Source organism: Stenotrophomonas sp. CC22-02 (assembly GCF_004365115.1).
Classification (GTDB): Bacteria; Pseudomonadota; Gammaproteobacteria; order Xanthomonadales; family Xanthomonadaceae; genus Stenotrophomonas; species Stenotrophomonas forensis.
Window position 1 is genome coordinate 3318128 of the sequence record NZ_SOCO01000001.1, and the last position, 17933, is coordinate 3336060.

Sequence of the window (17933 nt, forward strand, 5' to 3'; positions counted from 1 at the left end):
TCCGGATGGAGTGATGAGGAGCCGGCCAGCGGCCGGCACTACCATCAGGATCTGCGGATGGGCTCATGCGGCGCCGGCATCCGGAAACAGAAAAGGCCGGCTTTCGCCGGCCTTTTCGTTCACCACGCCACGGCGTGGATCATTCCGATTCCCACCACATCCAGAAGCTGTCCCACAGGCGCTTGAAGAAGCCGGCCTGCTCAACGGCGGCCACGGCCACCAGCGGTGCTTCGGCGATGACCTTGCCATCCAGGGTGACCTTCACCGTACCGACCTGCTGGCCGGCGGTGAACGGTGCCTCCAGGGTCTTGGGCACATCAATGCTCGGCTTCAGGTCGTTGTAGCGGCCGCGCGGCACGCTGACCAGCATCGGCTGGGCCACGCCCAGCTGCACCTTGTCGGTGGTGCCCTTCCAGACCTTGTGCTCGGCCACGGCCTTGCCCGGCTCGTACAGGCGGTGGGTCTCGAAGAAGCGGAAGCCCCAGTTCAGCAGGGCCAGGCTGTCGTCGGCGCGCTGCTTTTCCGACGCGCCACCCAGCACCACGGCGATCAGGCGCTGGTCACCGCGCTGGGCCGAGCTCATCAGGCAGTAACCGGCTTCGGAGGTGTGGCCGGTCTTGATGCCATCGACGCTGCCATCGCGCCACAGCAGCAGGTTGCGGTTCGGCTGCTTGATGTTGCCGACCTGGAATTCCTTGATCTTGTTGTACGCGTAGGTTTCCGGGTAGTCGCGCACCATCGCGCGACCCAGCAGCGCCAGGTCGTAGGCGGTGCTGTGGTGGCCCTGCGCGGTCAGGCCGTGGGCGTTGACGAAGTGCGAGTCCTTCATGCCGATCTTGGCGGCGTAGCTGTTCATCAGCGACGCAAAGGCTTCTTCACTGCCGGCCACGTGCTCGGCCAGGGCGATCGCGGCGTCGTTGCCGGACTGGATCGCCATGCCCTTTTCCATGTCTTCCAGGCGCGCGGTCTGGTTGACCGGGAAGCCGCTGTAGCTGCCATCGGTACCGGCGCCACCTTCGCGCCAGGCGCGCTCGCTCATCATCACCTGGTCATCCGCACGGACCTTGCCGTTCTTGACCTCGGCGGCGATCACGTAGGACGTCATCACCTTGGTGATGCTGGCCGGGGCCAGCTGCTCGTGGACGTTTTCGCCGGCCAGCACCTGGCCGGTGGCGTAGTCCATCAGCACCCAGGCCTTGGACACGCTCGGCGCCGGGGCCGGCGGAGTGGCGACAGTGGCCGGGGCAGCAGCGGCGGCGGCAGGCGCCGGCGTGGCCGGAGTCGGCAGCGGCGTCTGGGCGGAAGCCAGGCCCACCACCAGGGTGGCGGCCAGGGCAGTGGCGGCGGAACGGAAATTCATTGGACAGCAGGCTCCAGGGGACGGCCGGGAATGGAGGGTGGAACGTAACGGCCATTGTAAGGCCGGGGGAGCACGGGCCGGCAGCACCGGCCCGGGCGGTTCAATCCTTGACGATCTGCGGCGAACCCAGGCCCAGACCGGCGATGCGGCCGACAAGTTCCGCGGCACTGGCATGGTCGCTGGCGGGTACGCGCAGGCGGAACAGGGTGCGGCCACCGGCCGCGATGTCGCTGATGGTGGCGCCGACGATGCCTGCGGCATTGAGCTGGCCCATCGCGCGGTTGGCGTTGTCGCGGTTGGAGAAGCTGGCGACCTGCACCATCACTGCGCCGACCACCTGCTGCGACAGGCTGGGTGTCGTCGGGGCGGAACGTACCGGGGCCGGCGCAGCCGCACGCGGTGCCGCGCTGGCCACCGCAACCGGTGCCGGTGCGGAGCTGCGCACCGGCAGTGCACTCGGTGGCAGGCTGCTGACCGCCACGTCCGGCGCGGTGCTGGCTACGCCCTGGGTGGTGGCCGGCTGGCCACGTGCAGGCATGCCGTCGGCCGGCAGACGCTGGACCAGGCGATCGATGTCGCTGTCGGCGGCGACCCGCGCGGCCGGTGCCGGTCGTGCACTGGCCACGGCGGTAGCAGCAGCCGCTTCGGCGGCGCGGCGCTCGCGACGCGACGGCTTCTGCGCCAGCAGGTTGCTCTCGCCCGGCTGCAGTGCGCGCACTTCGACATTGCCGGTGCCGCGCTGGGTGATGCCCAGGCGCACGGCGGCGGCATAGCTCAGGTCAACCACGCGGCCATCATGGAACGGCCCCCGGTCGTTGACGCGCACGATCACCGACTCGCCGTTGTCGAGGTTGGTCACGCGGGCGAAGCTGGGCAGTGGCAGCGTCTTGTGCGCGGCGGTGAACTGGTACATGTCGTAGACCTCGCGGTTGGAGGTCAGGCGGCCATGGAACTTGGCGCCGTAGTACGACGCGGTGCCGCGCTCGACGTAGTTGCGGGTGTCGTCAAGCACGTTGTACGACTTGCCCAGCACCACGTACGGCGACTTGTTGCCGATCGCCGATCGTTCCTCGGCGGTCACTTCCGGCTCGGGAATGCAGGCCACGTTGGGAATGTAGTCCGGCGTGCTGTCGCGCACGCCCGGTTTGTACAGGCCACCGGCGGTGTAGTTGCCGCGGGTGCTCAGGTCTTCCTTGGCCGCCGCGTACGGGGAACCGTCTGGGCAATGCGCCGGGCGCGATCCGCGGCCCTGCACCAGCGTGCCGCTGGACTTGCCACCATGGCCGGCCGTGGCCGGCTTCTTCGGCGCGCTGCTGCAGGCCGCCAGCGCGAGGACGATCAAGCCTGGGGCCAACCATCTGATGTTCATGCCGGGGGCAGCTCCTGTCCGGCGATGGCCTGGGACAACTGGAACACGGCCATCGCGTACATCTTCGAGAGGTTGTAGCGGGTGATCGCGTAGTAGTTCTGGAAGCCCAGCCAGTACTGCTTGCCGGTGCTGCCTTCAAGCGTGATCGGGGTAGCGGTGGCACCGGGCTGCACCGGCGCGCTCGGCTGGTAGCCACGCTGCGCCAGGTCGGCCAGCGACCAGGTGGGCATCCACTCGGTCGGGTTGAACTCCTCGCGCCCCGGCGCCAGCGTGGCCGGCACGGCGACCTGGCCGCCACGCACCCAACCGCCCTTCTTCACGAAGTAGTTGGCGATGGACGAGAACACGTCGTCATAGCTGTTGAACAGGTCACGGCGGCCATCGCCATTGCCGTCCACCGCGTAATCGAGATAGCTGGACGGCATGAACTGGCCCATGCCCATCGCACCGGCATAGCTGCCCTTGAGCGTGGTGATGTCCAGCTTTTCTTCGCGGCCCAGCTCGAACAGCTTGGCCAGCTCATCGCGGAAGAACAGCTCGCGGCGCACTTCGCGTTCCAGCTTGGCCGGGTCGCCGCTGCGCGGGTAGTAGAACGCCAGCGTGTACAGCGCATCCAGCACACGATGGCTGCCGGCATTCTTGCCGTAACTGGTTTCCACGCCGATGATCGCCACGATCACTTCGGCCGGCACGCCGGTGCGCTGCTGCACGCGATCAAGCTCGGCGCGATGCTGCGCCAGGAACGCGCGGCCGCCATCGATACGCGCCTTGCTGATGAACATCGGCCGGTACTCGTTCCACGGCTTGACCCGTTCGGCCGGGCGCGACATGGCAGCAATGATCGGCTGGCGCACCTGCGCCTGGTCAAGCACGCTGCTGATCTGCTCCGGCTTCAGGCCATAGCGCTTGGCGGTGTCGGCAATGAAGCGGGCCCGAGCGACCTCGAACGGTACCGGGGTGAGATCGACCGGCGGCGCGGTGGCCGCAGTGGCTTCGGGAGCGGCCTCGGCCGGGCCATGGGCCTTGCTGGCGGGCTGGCGCGGCGTGCTGCTGGCCTGGGGCGAAGACGGTGGGGACTTCGGCTGGGTCGCGCAGGCGACCAGGCCGAGGGTGAGCATGCAGGCCAGAGTGCGTCGAATCATCGTCGCAGGTTAGCAGGTCATGGATGAATTAAAACCCCTAACACCATGAATCACAACGATTTGCCCGCGTTCAGCGGGAAATGTGAAGACGTCGTGATAGACCCACCCCATTCAGATAGAGGTTGCCGGTTGCGTCCCCATCCCCGCAGACGCAACCGGCGACCGGATCCGGTCGGTACCTGCGCGGCTGCCGCTCCCCAGTGGCAGTACCCCGCGCTCCCTGTACCCGTTGGATCAGTACTGCTTCCCGCCCGACGCCCCCTCGCGCTGCAACGATTGACGGCGCGCCGTGCCGAACGGGCCGCCATTGTGCAGGCCGATTACGACAAGTCCATTGATCAGGATCAACGCAGCGTAAAAGTGTGAACCGGATTACATTTTTTCTGGACTTCGGTCAGTGGCAATGCAGCTGCGGGCTCCTGTGAGAACGCTTCCACAACGGGCGTTGCGCAGAGTCAGGAAATTTCCAGCCAACGGCGCAGCCCCTCGTGGGTGGGGGTGGTCGCTGAAAGCCGGATTGCTGAGGGCTGGCCGGGTGGGTAGGCAGTGCGGGGACGCCGTGAACCCATCCATGGGGGCTTGGCCGCGGCATCCATGCCGCGGACACCCCGCACTGCCTACCCACCCGGCCGCTGACAGTTCACGGGTGTTCTCTACCCACGGAGAAGAAAAAAAGATCAAAAGCGGGTCGCGCGCTGCGCTTGCTCGTGAGCCGAGCACGGCTTGGCTCTACACAAGGCAATGAAGCGATCCGCCAGGCCGCTTTTGCTTTTGATCTTCTTTTTTCTTTTTCGTGGGTGGACGCGCCCGAAAACTGTCAGGGGGCGGGCGCGGTGGGTTCGCGGGACCGTTGGCGCCATGGATGGCGCCATCGAGCCCCCAGGGACGGGTTTACGGCGTGTCCCGCGAACCCACCGCGCCTGCCCCAATTACATGACCCGCGTTACGCGACCACCCACGAGGGGCTGCGCCGTTGGCTGGAACCCCTATCCCCCGTGCACCGGCCGATGCCCGCGCACCGCCATCACCAACCCGATACCGGCCAACAGCGAAACCGCCGATGTCCCGCCATAGCTGATCAACGGCATTGGAATGCCCACCACCGGCAGCAGGCCGGAAATCATTCCACCGTTCACCAGGACATAGACGAAGAACGCCAGCCCCAGGCTGCCGGCCAGCAACCGTGCGTGCGTGTCGCGTGCGTGCACCGCGATCCACAGGCAGCGCCCGACCACGAACAGGTAAAGCGCGAACACCGTCGCCACACCGATCCAGCCGAACTCTTCGGCCAACACTGAGAACGCGAAATCGGTCGTGTACTCGGGCAGGAAATCCAGCGTGGCCTGCGTGCCCTGCCCCCAGCCGCGGCCCTGCCAGCCACCCGAACCGATCGCGATGCGCGACTGCAGGATGTTCCAGCCGGTGCCGAGCGGGTCCGCCGCGGGGTCGAGGAAGGTCAGCACGCGATCCTTCTGGTACTGCCGCAGCAGGCCGAACCACGCCAGCGGTGCGGCCAGCGCCAGCCCGGTCGCGCCAGTGGCGACCCAGCCCCAATGCAGGCCGGCCAGCAGCAAGGCAAACACCCCGCTGGCCGTGACCAGCGTGGCGGTGCCCAGGTTGGGCTGCATCAGGATCAGTACTGCGGGTACTCCAATCAGCACGCCCGCCGTCAGCACCGTGCGTGGCGACGGTGGCAGCGGTTGCCGGTGCAGGTACCACGCCATCATCAACGGCAGGCTGAGCTTGAGCAGTTCGGACGGCTGCAGGTAGAACACGCCCAGGTTGAGCCAGCGCTGCCCGTACTTGCCGGTGCCGATCACGTATACCGCCATCAGCGGCAGCATCGACAGCGCATACAACGCCGGTGTCCACGCGCGCAGGCGCAGCAGCGAGACCCGCGACAGCAGCCACATCGCCAGCAGGCCACCGGCAAAGCGCGCGGCCTGCCCGGCCACCGGGCCGGACACGCTGTGCAGCACCGCCAGGCCGGCGCCCATCAGGATCAACAGCGCAACCAGCAACGGCAGGTCGATCGTGCGCACCGCCTCACGGCAGCCGCCAAACAGTCGTTTCCATTCCACGCGGGCACGGTAGCAATGCGTGCTTGCGTGAAGCTGTCATGGTGCTTCTGAGTCGAGCAAGCTCGACTCTACGAAGGCGGCGGAGCCGGGCTCAGCCGTAGCCGCCGTGTACCGGATTGTGGCTTCGCACTGCCATCACCAGCCCGAAGCCGGCCAGCAGCGATACCGCCGAGGTGCCGCCGTAGCTGATCAGCGGCATCGGCACGCCCACTACCGGCAGCAGGCCGGAAATCATCCCGCCATTGACCAGCACGTAGACGAAGAACGCCAGGCCGGTGGCGCCGGCCAGCAGCCGCGAATAGGAGTCGCGCGACTGGCTGGCGATCCACAGGCAGCGCCCGATCACCACCAGGTACAGCGCCAGCACGGTGGCCACGCCGATCCAGCCGAATTCCTCGCTCAGCACCGAGAACGCGAAGTCGGTGGTCTGCTCGGGAATGAAGTTCAGGTGCGACTGCGAGCCCTCGCCCCAGCCCTTGCCGTCGAAGCCGCCGGAACCGATCGCGATCTTCGACTGGATGATGTTCCAGCCCGCGCCCAGCGCATCCATCTCCGGGTCCAGGAACATCATGATGCGGTCCTTCTGGTACGGCCGCAGCAACCAGAACCAGGCCAGCGGCGCGACCGCAGCCACGCCCCCCACGCCCAGGCCGACCCACCACCACGGCAGGCCCGCCAGCAGCAGCACGAACACACCACTGGCAGCGATCAGCACGCCGGTGCCGAAGTCCGGCTGCAGCATCACCAGCCCGGTCGGTACACCGATGATCACCAGCGCCACCAGCACGGTGTTGAAGCGCGGCGGCAGCGGCATCCGGTGCAGGTACCAGGCCACCATCATCGGCAGGCTGACCTTCAGCAGCTCGGCCGGCTGCAGGTAGAAGAACTTGAGGTCCAGCCACTGCCGGCCGTACTTGCCGGTGCCAAGTACGAACACCGCCAGCAGCGGGATCATCGAGATCGCGTAGATGAGCGGGGTCGCCGAGCGGATGCGCAGGATCGGCACCCGCGAGATGCCCCACAGCGCCGCCATGCCCACCGCGAAACGCGCGCCCTGGGCCATCACCAGGCCATCGCCACCGGCACTCTTCAAGGTGGCCAGGCCGATCACCATCAACGCGCCCAGCGCCAGGCACAACACCCAGTCCAGCGTGCTGAAGAAGCGGCGCAGCATGTCGCCGGCCCAGCGCAGGAACACCTTCATCGTGCGGGCTCCGCAGAGGTCGGGCGCGGCGTGGCCGGCAGCGCCGCGGCGGCCGGTGTGCCCGGCGGCGGTGCAGGAGCCGGTGCGGGCGCGGGCACGCCGACCAGCACCGGATGTTCACCCAGCTGCCCCGCGGCGAGATCACCCGCCTGGCGCGCACCGGCATCTTCGTTGTCGAACGCGGTGGCGCCGATGGCGGTGGTGCCGCGCTCGCTGTCCAGCGGCTGCATGCCTTCAGGCATCTTGCCCAGCAGGTAGGCGTCGAACACCTTGCGTGCGATCGGCGCGGCCGCCGAACCACCGTAGCCGCCGCCTTCCACCGCCACCGCGATCGCGATCACCGGGTTCTCGACCGGGGCGAAGCCGACGAACAGCGCGCGGTGGCGCAGGTGCATCGGCAGGCTCTTCGGATTCACGGCAGCCGTGCCCTTGCGGCTGATGACCTGCGCGGTACCGGTCTTGCCGGCCATCACGTACGGCGCACCCACCGCCACGCGCCAACCGCTGCCGCCGGGCCGCATGGTCGCCATCATGCCCTCACGCACCGCCTGCAGGTTGCTGGGGTTGGGGCTGACCGGCTTGATCTCGCCGGGCGACGTCGCCGCCCAGTCGCTGTCGAAGCCGTCGCGCTGCTGGATCACCAGGTGCGGGGTGCGCAGCTGGCCGTCGGCCAGCGCGCTGACGCCACGCGCCAGCTGCAGCGGGGTGACCTTCCAGTCGCCCTGGCCAATGCTGATGTTGACCGTATCGCCGGGGTACCAGGCTTCCTTGCGGGTCTTCCGCTTGTAAGCCGGCGACGGCAGGATGCCGCCGATTTCGCCGGTCAGGTCGATGCCGGTCGGCTGGCCGAAGCCGTAGTACTCCATGTAGTGGTCGAAGCGCTCGATGCCCAGGTCCAGCGCCAGCTTGTAGTAGTAGGTGTTGACCGACTCGGCGATGGACTTGCGCAGGTCGGTCCAGCCGTGGCCGCCGCGGTGGGCGTCACCCCAGCCGCGCGAGGTGCCGGGCAGGTAGAACATACCGGTGGACAGCACCTTGTCTTCCGGGCGGCGCACGCCCGAATCCAGGCCGGCCAGGCCGATCAGCGGCTTCAGCGTGGAACCGGGGGCGACGCCACCGAGCACCAGGCGGTTGAACTGCGGCCGCGACGGATTCTCGTTCAGTGCCTTGAAGTCGGCATGGGAGATGCCGTTGACGAACAGGTTGGGGTCGTAGGACGGCAGGCTGACCATCGCCAACACTTCGCCGGTACGCGGGTCCATCGCCACCGCCGAGCCTTCCTGGTCACCGAAGGCAGCGACCATGGCGCGCTGCAGGTCGGCGTCGATCGACAGCCGCAGGTCGGCACCGGACTGCGCGGCGACGCGGCCGATGGTGCGGATCGCACGGCCCTGCACGTTGGTTTCGACCTGCTCGTAGCCGACCTTGCCGCGCAGCTGTTGCTCGTAATAGCGCTCCAGGCCGGACTTGCCGATGTGGGTCAGCGCCGCATTGCCTTCACCGAGGATCTCCAGATCCTTGTCATCGACGCGGCCGACGTAGCCGATGATGTGCGCGAACAGGTCGCCGTACGGGTAGCGGCGGGTCAGGTAGGGCTCCAGCTCGACGCCGGGGAAGCGCCAGCGGTCGACGGCGAAGCGCGCCATCTCCTCGTCGCTCATGCGCAGCTTCAGCGTGACCGGCAGGAACTTGCGGCGCGCCTTGCGCGACTTGTTGAACGCTTCCAGCTCTTCCGGGCTGATGCTGATGATCTTCGCCAGCCCTTCGAGGGTGGCGTCCATGTCCTTGACCTTGTCCGGGGTCACGTCCAGGCGGAAGGCCGGTACGTTCTCGGCCAGCAGGCGGCCGTTGCGGTCGTAGATCATGCCGCGCCCGGGCACCACCGGCCGCGGCTTGATGCGGTTGGCCTCCGAGCGCGTGGCGTAGACGTCGTGGTCCAGCACCTGCAGCTTGAAGTACCAGCCGCCCAGGCCCAGCAGGCAGACCAGCACGCCCAGGAAACCCAGTGCCGCGCGGCGGCGGAACTGTTCGGCTTCGGCGTGCGGGTTCTTGACCTGGCGGCGCGGAATCATGGTTCAGCGCCCGCGCTTGCCGAAGCGCACCGCGTCCAGCAGCACGAACACCAGCGGCCACAGGCCCATGCCCAGCAGCGGCGCCCACCAGTACGACCACGGCAACGTCGGCTCGCCCACCAGGATGTGGACCAGCGCGCTGACGATGCGGTCGTTGAACAGCAGGCCGCCGATGGCCAGCATCTGCTGCGACATCGGGAAGAAGCGGATGCGGGCACGGAAGCGCTGCAGGATGAAGGCCAGCATCACCAGCCGCAGCGCCTGTTCGCCGAGCACGCCGCCGTACAGCAGGTCGGCGATCACGCCACTGGCGAAGGCGACGCCCAGGCCGACGCGTTCGGGCGCTTCGATCACCCAGTACGCCAGTACCAGCGCCAGCCAGTACGGGCGCAGCGGCTGCAGCAGCGCCGGCAGCGGCAGCAGGCCCAGCAGCAGCGCCACCACCAGGCTGGCCGGCAGCACCCACGGGTTGTCGCGCAGACGGCTCATCGCTGCGCCTCCGGCGTGGTCGGTTGCCGGCCAGCGGCCGGCACTACCGTGGACCCGGCTGGGGGAAAGCCCCCCTCTTGTTGAGGGGGGCGCGCCGAAGGCGCGGGGGGAAGGTGGGATGCGGGGGCAACAGTCCTCGTTTGCGACGAGGGCTGTTGCCGGCCAGCGGCCGGCACTACCGGAGCACTGGCCGGAGCCGGCGTCGTTGCGGCTGGCGCAGGCGCGGTGGCACCTGTGGCCGGGCCGCCCGGCGCGGTGGCTTCCAATTGCAGGCGCAGTTCCGGCGGAATCCGGATCGCCGCACCCGGGCGCAGCAGCAACACGTCGCGGCCACGGTCGAGCTGGGCCGCCGGCTTCAGTTCGCCGACCAGGAAGGCATGGGTATCGTCCGGACGCAGGCCGGTGATGGTGCCGACCGGGAAGCCGGCCGGGAAGCGGCCACCCAGACCGGAAGTCACGATCTCATCGCCCACTTCCACACCAGCGCTGAGCGGAATGTCGCGCAGTTCCAGTTTGTCGCCGCGGCCGTAGACGATCAGGCGCACGCCGTTGCGGGCCACGGTGACCGGTACCGCGTGGTCGGGGTCGGTCAGCAGCAGCACGGTGGAGGTGCCGCCGGTGACGCTGATCACCTGGCCCATCAGGCCGCCGGCATCGATCACCGCCTGCCCGACATGCACGCCTTCGCGGCTGCCGGCGTCGAGCACCAGCCGCTGCTTCACCGGGTCCAGATCGATATCCAGCACCGGCGCCAGCTGCACGTCCAGGCCACTGCGCTCGGCCACGTTCAGCAGCTCGCGCAGCTGGGCGTTGTCCAGCGCGGCGGTCTGCAGGCGGGTCAGGCGCGCGTTGGCCAGCAGCAGCTGGTTGCGCAGTTCGCGGTTCTCGGTGACCAGCTGGGTGTGGCTGGCAGCGGAATCCTTGACCTGATTGCCGAGTTTGCCCGGCAGGCCCGCCAGCGCCCACACCGGCTGCACCAGACTGTTGGCCTGCCCGCGCAGCTGCGCGAGCCAGCCGGCCTGGTCGTCAAGCACGATCAGGGTGATGGCCAGTGCGAGATAAGCCAGCAGCCGCAGCGGGCTGGCGGCATCACCGGATCGGGAAGCGACGGGAGGTCCGGCGTAGGGCGGCACGGCAACGTTTCAACTGGCAGAAGGCGGAAGGGAAACACGCGGGCGCCCCACCGGTGCCGGCCCACCCTCATGGCGGGCCGCACCCCGGAGGGGCGCAGCGGGCGCAGGCAGCCGGGACGGCTTACTCCGGCGCAAAGAACTCGTTGCCGTGCATGTCGACCAGCTCCAGCGCACGGCCACCGCCGCGGGCCACGCAGGTCAGCGGGTCGTCGGCCACCTGCACGTGCAGGCCGGTTTCCTCGGAGATCAGGCGGTCCAGGTCGCGCAGCAGGGCGCCACCACCGGTCAGCACGATGCCGCGCTCGGCGACGTCGGCGCACAGTTCCGGCGGGGTCTGCTCCAGCGCCAGCTTGACCGCACTGACGATGCCCGAGAGGGGCTCGTGCAGGGCTTCAAGCACCTCGTTGGAGCTGATCTTGATCATCTTCGGCACGCCCTCGGCGAGGTTGCGGCCGGAGATTTCCATCTCGATCACTTCCGCCTGCGGGTAGGCGCAGCCCAGCTCGACCTTGATGCGCTCAGCGGTGGCTTCACCGATCAGCATGCCGTGGTTGCGGCGCACGTAGTTGGTGATGGACTCGTCGAAGCGGTCGCCGCCGATGCGGACCGACGCCGAGTAGACGATGCCGTTGAGCGAGATCACCGCCACTTCGGTGGTGCCGCCGCCGATGTCGATGACCATCGAGCCACGGGCTTCGGTCACCGGCATGCCGGCGCCGATCGCCGCGGCCATCGGCTCTTCGATCAGGAACACGTCACGGGCACCGGCTTCCTCGGCCGATTCCTTGATCGCGCGGCGCTCGACCTGGGTCGAGCCGGCCGGCACGCAGACCAGCACGCGCGGGCTCGGGCGCAGCACGCGCGACTTGTGCACCTTCTTGATGAAGTGCTTGAGCATCGCCTCGGTATAGGTGAAGTCGGCAATGACGCCATCCTTCATCGGGCGGATGGTGGTGATGTGGCCCGGGGTACGGCCCAGCATCTGCTTGGCCTCGGCGCCTACGGCTGCCACCGAACGGGTGCCGCCAATGGCACGGTCCTGACGCACGGCCACGACCGACGGCTCGTTCAGCACGATCCCCTGCCCGCGCACGTAGATGAGGGTGTTGGCCGTGCCCAGGTCGATGGACAGGTCGTTGGAGAACATGCCACGGAGTTTCTTGAACATCTGAGGAAGGAGTCCTGAGGGGTGTCGTGCCCGCCGCGGGATGGCGAAAAAATGGGCAGAAATCGAGGCCGACAAGCCTAGCAACCCGCCTGCCGCCGAGCAAGGAAAAAACTAGCTGAACCCGCGTCTTCACAGGCTTTCGGCCTGATCGGGCATTACCCGGTTCTGGCCCTGAGCGGCACCAGCGGGTAACCTTTGCGCCGTCGGGCGCCCAAGGGCGCCGTTTGCTTGCCCGCTGAACCGGGCCGGCCCATCCCAAAATTCACCGCATAGGCTTACATCGATGTCCGCTCTGATCTGTGGTTCTCTTGCCTTCGACACCATCATGGTGTTCCCGGACCAGTTCAAGAATCACATCCTGCCGGACAAGGTGCACATCCTGAACGTGTCCTTCCTGGTGCCGCGCATGCGCCGCGAGTTCGGTGGCTGCGCCGGCAACATCGCCTACAACCTGCACCTGCTGGGCGGCCAGCCGATCCCGATGGGCACCGTGGGTTCGGACTTCGGCCCGTACCGCGAATACTTCGAAGGCCTGGGCATCGACCTGTCGCGCGTGCGCGTGATCGATGAGCTGTTCACCCCGCAAGCGTTCATCACCACCGACCACGACAACAACCAGATCACCGCCTTCCACCCGGGCGCGATGATGCGTTCCTACGAGAACCACGTGCGTGGCGTGCCGGGCGTGACCCTGGGTCTGGTTGGTCCGGACGGCCGCGAGGGCATGATCCAGAACGCGCAGGAATTCCACGAAGACGGCATCCCGTTCATCTTCGACCCGGGCCAGGCCATGCCGCTGTTCAACGGCCCGGAGCTGCGTGCCTTCATCGACCAGGCCGACTACGTGGTGGTCAACGATTACGAGTCGAACCTGCTGCAGGAACGCACCGGCTGGGACGAAAAGGAGATCGTCAGCCGGGTCAAGGCCTACATCACCACGCGCGGCCCGAAGGGCGCGGTCATCCACACCCCGGACAAGAGCTACGACATCCCGCCGGCGCACGAGCGCCGCGTGGTCGACCCGACCGGCTGTGGCGACGCGTTCCGCGCCGGCCTGATCTACGGCATCCAGAAGGGCTACGACTGGCTGACCATCGGCCGCATGGGCAACCTGATGGGCGCGCTGAAGGTCGAGCACCCGGGCACGCAGAACCAGCGCTTCACCTTCGATGAGTTCAACGAGCAGTTCAAGCAGCAATTTGGCTACGCGCTTAGCGCGTAACCAAATTGCCCGCGCATTCCACCTTATCCCCGCGCCCTCGGCGCGCCCCCTTGAACAACAAGGGGGCTTTCCACCCGATGCGCTATCGGGAATGCTGTTGGTAGGTGTCGACCTTGGTCGACACGCTTTACCCTGGTAGGTGTCGACCTTGGTCGACACTGCCGGCCAGCGGCCGGCACTAGCCCGTCTGCTGCCAGGCGGCCAGCAGGTCGCGGCAGTCGGCGAAATGCCAGTCGGTGCAGTCCGGCCATGGGTTCTCCGGCAGGTTGACCAGCACTGTGTGGGTGCCCGCAGCGCGGCCGCACTCCAGGTCGTAAGCGTGGTCACCGACCATCACCGCCTGCCCGGCGGAAACGCCCCAGCGCCGCAGGTGCTGCTGCAGGCCATCCGGTGAAGGCTTGGGCACGGCTTCATCGCGGCCGATGATGTCGGCATCGTCGAACAGTTCCCCGACCCCGATCGCCTCCAGCGTCAGCTTCGCCAGCGCGTGGTCGTTGCGGGTCAGGATGCCCAGCCGGCAGCCGCCGGCCGCCAGCGCGCGCAGCAGCTTCACCGCACCCGGTGCCGGCAGCGCGTCCTCGGCCAGCGCGCGTTCGTGATCCAGCAGCCACTCGCGCTTGGCCCGTGCCGGTGCGTCCGGTAGCGCGGCGATATGGTCGAGGATGTCTTCCTCGGCCGCGATCTGCAGCGCGCGGCGGATCGCGGCGAAATCATGCACGGCCACCGTCAGCGTGCCGTCCATGTCGAACACCCAGTGCCGGATCGCGGACAACGCGTGCACTGCGCTGCCCGTCGCAATCATTACTGCCACCACTGCGGCATGCGGCTGGCGTCGACACCGCCGGTCTCGAACACTGCGGTACGGGTACCACCGGCCTTGACCGGGAATTCGATGCTGATCGACTTGCCCTTGCGCGCCAGCTTCCACAGCGCCTTCTGGTCGGTGATGAACATCGCAATGGCTTCATCGGTCTTTGGCCGCCAGGCGGCCATCGACACCGGCTTGCCGTCGTCCACGGTCACCTTCACCGTGCACTGCGGGCAGCGGAAATCGCCGGCCTGCAGCACCAGGTAGGCATGCCGCTTCCACTCCGGATGATCGCGGAACACCAGCTGCACCGGCTTGGCGCCGCTGCCATCCACGTCCACCCGTTCCTTGCTGTAGATCTGCGCCGAGACCTGGTTGCCCTTGTTGCCCACCGGAATCTGGTTGTACTGCCACAGCGCCTGCATGCGGCGCAGGTCACGCGCGGCATCGCCCTTGGCCTTGACCTCGTCGAAGCCGGCGGCGATCCGCTCGGCGGCGGCGGTGTCCTTGTACTGGTCCAGCAGCGAGGCGCCATGCAGGCGCGCGCGTTCCCAGTCCTGCGCGGCCACGGCCATGTCGTACTGCTTGGCCACGTCTTCGGCCTTGGCTTCCTTCTGCGCCTGCACGGCGGCCGCGGCGGCTTCCTGCGCCTTGCGCTCTTCCTCGGGGTTGCTGCAGGCGGCCAGGGCCAGGGTGCAGGCGGTGAGCAGGATCAGTCGTTTCATGCGGAGGTCCTTGGTGTTTTCGCATTCTTGTAGAGTCGAGCCATGCTCGACTGCTGTTGAAGAGCCAGTCGAGCATGGCTCGACTCTACAAAAAAAGCGCCGGGGGGTGCCCGGCGCTTTCTGCTTACTTGGCTTCGGCCTTGGCCAGCATGTCCTGCACCGAGGCGGTGGTGATCGGGTGGTAGCCCGGCTTGGCCTTCTCGAAGGCCTGCTTGGCCAGCTCCAGCCCCTTCGGGGTCTTCACCAGTTCAGCGTAGATCGGCAGGATCAGCTTGCGACGGCCGACGCGCTCGATGAACGCAGCGGCCCCTTCGTTGGCCTGCTCGTAACCGCTGCGGATCGCCAGCGGGTACCAGCGCATGGCGATCTCGCCATTCGGGGTGCCGGTGAAGTGGAACGCCTTGTCCAGCGTGGCCAGCTTGTCCAGCGGCTGGGTGGCGCCCAGGCCGTCGATGAAGCGCACCCATTCCTGCGTGCTCCAGTCGGCGATGACCTGGCTGCTCGGCACCGTGCCGGCGCTGGCAAAGGCGATGCGCGCGGTATCGACGCTGCTGAAGTTGCGCGACTGCGCCTTGACCGCGAACGCCGGGATGCCCGGCTCGTCCAGCCACGCCTTCAGTTCGGCCTCGGTTACCGCCGACGGGTTCTTCGGCAGCAGGTTCTTCTTCAGGTACTCGATGAACTGGTCGGTGTTCGCGCTCTGGAAGGCGTGGTCATCGAACCAGCCACGCAGGAACGGATCGAAGGTCTCGCGGCCGAAGCGCTGTTCCAGGAACTCCAGGAACCACGAACCCTTGACGTAGGCGACCTGGCTGAGGGCTTCGTCGGGGTCGCGCTCGTTCAGCGGCGGCAGCGCCAGCGCCTGGTCGGCCGGGCTCATGTCCTTCACTTCGGCCAGCAGGTCGGTCTGGTCGATCTGCTTCTCCATCTCGGCCATCTCCTTGCCATACAGGGCTTCGGTGATGCGGCCCTGGACGTAGGTGGTGAAGCCTTCATTGAGCCAGATGTCCTTCCAGCTGGCGTTGGTCACCAGGTTGCCCGACCAGCTGTGCGCCAGTTCGTGGGCCACCAGCGACACCAGCGACTTGTCGCCGACGATCACGGTCGGGGTGGCGAAGGTCAGGCGCGGGTTTTCCATGCCACCGAACGGGAACGACGGCGGCAGCACCAGCATGTCGTAGCGGCCCCAGCGGTATTCGCCGTACAGCTTCTCGGCGGCACCGATCATCTTCTCGGTGTCTTCGAATTCCTTGGCGGCCTTGTTGACCATGGTCGGCTCGGCCCAGACGCCGGAGCGGCCGGAGATCGGCTCGAACACCAGGTCGCCGGCGGCGATGGCCAGCAGGTACGACGGAATCGGCTGCGGCATCTTGAAGGTGTAATCACCGTCACGCGCGGCCTTCGGATCATTGTCGGCGCTCATCAGCACCATCACGTCCGGGCGCGAGACCACGTGCGCGCTGTAGGTGAAGCGCACGCTCGGGGTGTCCTGCAGCGGCACCCAGGAACGGGCGTGGATGGCCTGCGACTGGCTGAACATGAAGGGCAGCTTCTTGCCCTCGGTCATCGACGGCGCCAGCCACTGCAGGCCCGAGGCGGTCGGTGCAGTGTGGTAGGCCACTTCCACCTTGGCCGGCTGCTCCGGCGCTTCGATGGTCAGCTTGCTGCCGAACACCTTGTCAGCGGCGGCCAGCTCGAACTTCAGCGGGCTGCGCGCGCCATCGGCGGCGACGGCCTCGACCTTGGACACGGTCAGCTCGCGGGTGTCGAGCACCAGCTGCTTGGCGTCCTTCTGCTTCCATTCCAGGGTGTAGGTGGCGGTGCCGCCGATCTGCTTCTGGTCGAAGTCCAGCTTCAGATCCAGCGCGATGTCCTTGATGACGACCTTGTCCGGCTCGGCGTACGAGCTTTCGTCGTGGCTGCGGTTCTCGGCGTTCACGGGGGCGGCAGGGGCCTTTGCGGCAGTCGGGGCGGCGGCGGGCGCGGCCGCCTCCTGGGAGCAGCCGGCGGCCAGGGCCACGGCCAGCGGAAGGAGCATCAGCGGATTACGCATGAATCGGGACCGTTACGGGGATCAAACCCCAATGGTACCTCCCTCCGACCGCGCAGGCGTTGCGCGGTGCGGGGTAATGGCGGGCGGGGCCGATCCTGCGCCTCCGGCGCATGCCAACCAAGGTTGGCATCCACAGGTAGGTACCAACTCTGGTTGGCATCTACAGGTGGGTGCCAACCTTGGTTGGCACGGATCTTTCATCGCTCGCGGCAGGCCCGTGCCGACCAAGGTCGGCACCCACCAGAGCGGATGATCGCGGCAGGCCCGTGCCGACCAAGGTCGGCACCCACCAAAGCGGGGCTTACAGCTTGTAGCCGGAATGGATCGAGACGATGCCGCCGGTCAGGTTCTTGTAGTGGCAGCGCTCGAAACCGGCCTGCCCCATCATCGCCTTCAGCTCGTCCTGCGGCGGGTGCTTGCGGATGCTCTCGGCCAGGTACTGGTAGCTGTCCGAATCGTTGGCGAACAGCTTGCCCAGCTTGGGCAGGATCCGGAACGAGTGGAAGTCGTAGATCGGCTTGAACCAGTCGGCGGTGACTTCGGAGAACTCCAGCACGCGGGCCTGGCCGCCCACCTTCAGCACGCGATACATCTCGCGCAGGCCGGCGTCCTTGTCGGTCACGTTGCGCAGGCCGAAGGCGATGGTGACCAGATCGAAGCTGTTGTCCGGGAACGGCAGGGCCTCGGCGTTGCACTGCACGTAGTCCAGGCCGAGCACCAGGCCGCGGTTGGTCAGGCGGTCACGGCCGACCGACAGCATGCCGGCGTTGATGTCGCCCAGCACCACCGAGCCTTCGGCGCCCACGCGCTCCTTCAGCAGGGCGGCGATGTCGCCGGTGCCACCGGCCAGGTCGAGCACGCGATCACCCGGCTTCACCTGCGCGGTCGCCACGTAGTAGCGCTTCCACGCCCGGTGCACGCCCAGGCTCATCAGGTCGTTCATCAGGTCGTAGTTGCGCGCGACCGACGTGAACACCTGGCCGACCAGCTTCTGCTTGTCCTTGGCGGCGACGTCGCGGAACCCGAAATGGGTGGTACCGGCTTTGTAGGGGGATTCGCTCATGACCCCGATTATCGCACCGCCGGGGGCCAGCGGCACCCCCTGCC

Annotated in this window: 14 protein-coding genes; 1 reads left to right on the forward strand and 13 read right to left on the reverse strand. The window is 67.5% G+C overall.

Annotation, left to right across the window (positions count from 1 at the left end; all coding sequences use genetic code 11):
* Nucleotides 1-139: 139 nt before the first annotated feature.
* From N440_RS15150 to N440_RS15190, 9 genes are all read right to left on the reverse strand, one after another.
* On the reverse strand, nt 140-1360 hold the full coding sequence (locus tag N440_RS15150; RefSeq protein WP_008264856.1) for a D-alanyl-D-alanine carboxypeptidase family protein: 1221 nt from the start codon (nt 1358-1360) through the stop codon (nt 140-142).
* A gap of 100 nt (nt 1361-1460) precedes the next feature.
* Nucleotides 1461-2729, reverse strand: coding sequence for a septal ring lytic transglycosylase RlpA family protein (locus tag N440_RS15155; RefSeq protein ID WP_053450825.1), 1269 nt, complete (start codon nt 2727-2729; stop codon nt 1461-1463).
* Nucleotides 2726-3871, reverse strand: a complete 1146-nt coding sequence (gene mltB / locus N440_RS15160; protein ID WP_006470749.1) for a lytic murein transglycosylase B — start codon at nt 3869-3871, stop codon at nt 2726-2728. The genes N440_RS15155 and mltB overlap by 4 nt, the downstream gene beginning before the upstream one ends.
* Before the next feature lie 986 nt (nt 3872-4857).
* Entirely contained in the window at nt 4858-5952 is a 1095-nt protein-coding gene (rodA, locus tag N440_RS15165) for a rod shape-determining protein RodA (RefSeq protein WP_133935592.1), read from the reverse strand.
* Nucleotides 5953-6043: 91 nt separating this feature from the next.
* The gene (gene rodA, locus N440_RS15170; RefSeq protein WP_053511901.1) at nt 6044-7156 is read right to left on the reverse strand and encodes a rod shape-determining protein RodA; all 1113 of its coding nucleotides are present in this window, start codon (nt 7154-7156) and stop codon (nt 6044-6046) included.
* Complete coding sequence (mrdA, locus tag N440_RS15175; protein WP_133935593.1) at nt 7153-9228, reverse strand: penicillin-binding protein 2; 2076 nt, start codon at nt 9226-9228, stop codon at nt 7153-7155. The genes rodA (N440_RS15170) and mrdA overlap by 4 nt, the downstream gene beginning before the upstream one ends.
* A gap of 3 nt (nt 9229-9231) precedes the next feature.
* Nucleotides 9232-9717, reverse strand: coding sequence for a rod shape-determining protein MreD (gene mreD / locus N440_RS15180; protein ID WP_008265483.1), 486 nt, complete (start codon nt 9715-9717; stop codon nt 9232-9234).
* The gene (gene mreC / locus N440_RS15185) at nt 9714-10850 is read right to left on the reverse strand and encodes a rod shape-determining protein MreC (protein ID WP_133935594.1); all 1137 of its coding nucleotides are present in this window, start codon (nt 10848-10850) and stop codon (nt 9714-9716) included. The genes mreD and mreC overlap by 4 nt, the downstream gene beginning before the upstream one ends.
* 121 nt (nt 10851-10971) lie before the next feature.
* Nucleotides 10972-12018, reverse strand: a complete 1047-nt coding sequence (locus N440_RS15190) for a rod shape-determining protein (protein WP_005419402.1) — start codon at nt 12016-12018, stop codon at nt 10972-10974.
* A 283-nt stretch (nt 12019-12301) separates the two neighbouring features.
* Here N440_RS15190 and N440_RS15195 point away from each other — a divergent pair, with 283 nt between their 5' ends.
* Nucleotides 12302-13240: a carbohydrate kinase family protein gene (locus tag N440_RS15195; protein WP_008266164.1), complete on the forward strand. Its 939-nt coding sequence runs from the start codon at nt 12302-12304 to the stop codon at nt 13238-13240.
* A gap of 178 nt (nt 13241-13418) precedes the next feature.
* On the opposite strand, the gene N440_RS15200 is transcribed toward N440_RS15195, so the two are convergent.
* The 4 genes from N440_RS15200 to ubiE all read right to left on the reverse strand — a co-directional run bounded on the left by N440_RS15200 (nt 13419) and on the right by ubiE (nt 17889).
* Entirely contained in the window at nt 13419-14042 is a 624-nt protein-coding gene (locus N440_RS15200) for an HAD family hydrolase (protein ID WP_133935595.1), read from the reverse strand.
* Nucleotides 14042-14773, reverse strand: a complete 732-nt coding sequence (locus N440_RS15205) for a hypothetical protein (RefSeq protein ID WP_053450830.1) — start codon at nt 14771-14773, stop codon at nt 14042-14044. Before N440_RS15205 ends, N440_RS15200 begins: the two co-directional genes overlap by 1 nt.
* Before the next feature lie 124 nt (nt 14774-14897).
* Entirely contained in the window at nt 14898-16826 is a 1929-nt protein-coding gene (locus N440_RS15210; protein WP_133935596.1) for a M1 family metallopeptidase, read from the reverse strand.
* 301 nt (nt 16827-17127) lie between these two features.
* Nucleotides 17128-17889 carry a bifunctional demethylmenaquinone methyltransferase/2-methoxy-6-polyprenyl-1,4-benzoquinol methylase UbiE gene (gene ubiE / locus N440_RS15215; RefSeq protein WP_006471026.1) on the reverse strand — a complete coding sequence of 254 codons (762 nt, stop codon included), beginning with the start codon at nt 17887-17889 and terminating at the stop codon, nt 17128-17130.
* Between the last annotated feature and the right edge of the window lie 44 nt (nt 17890-17933).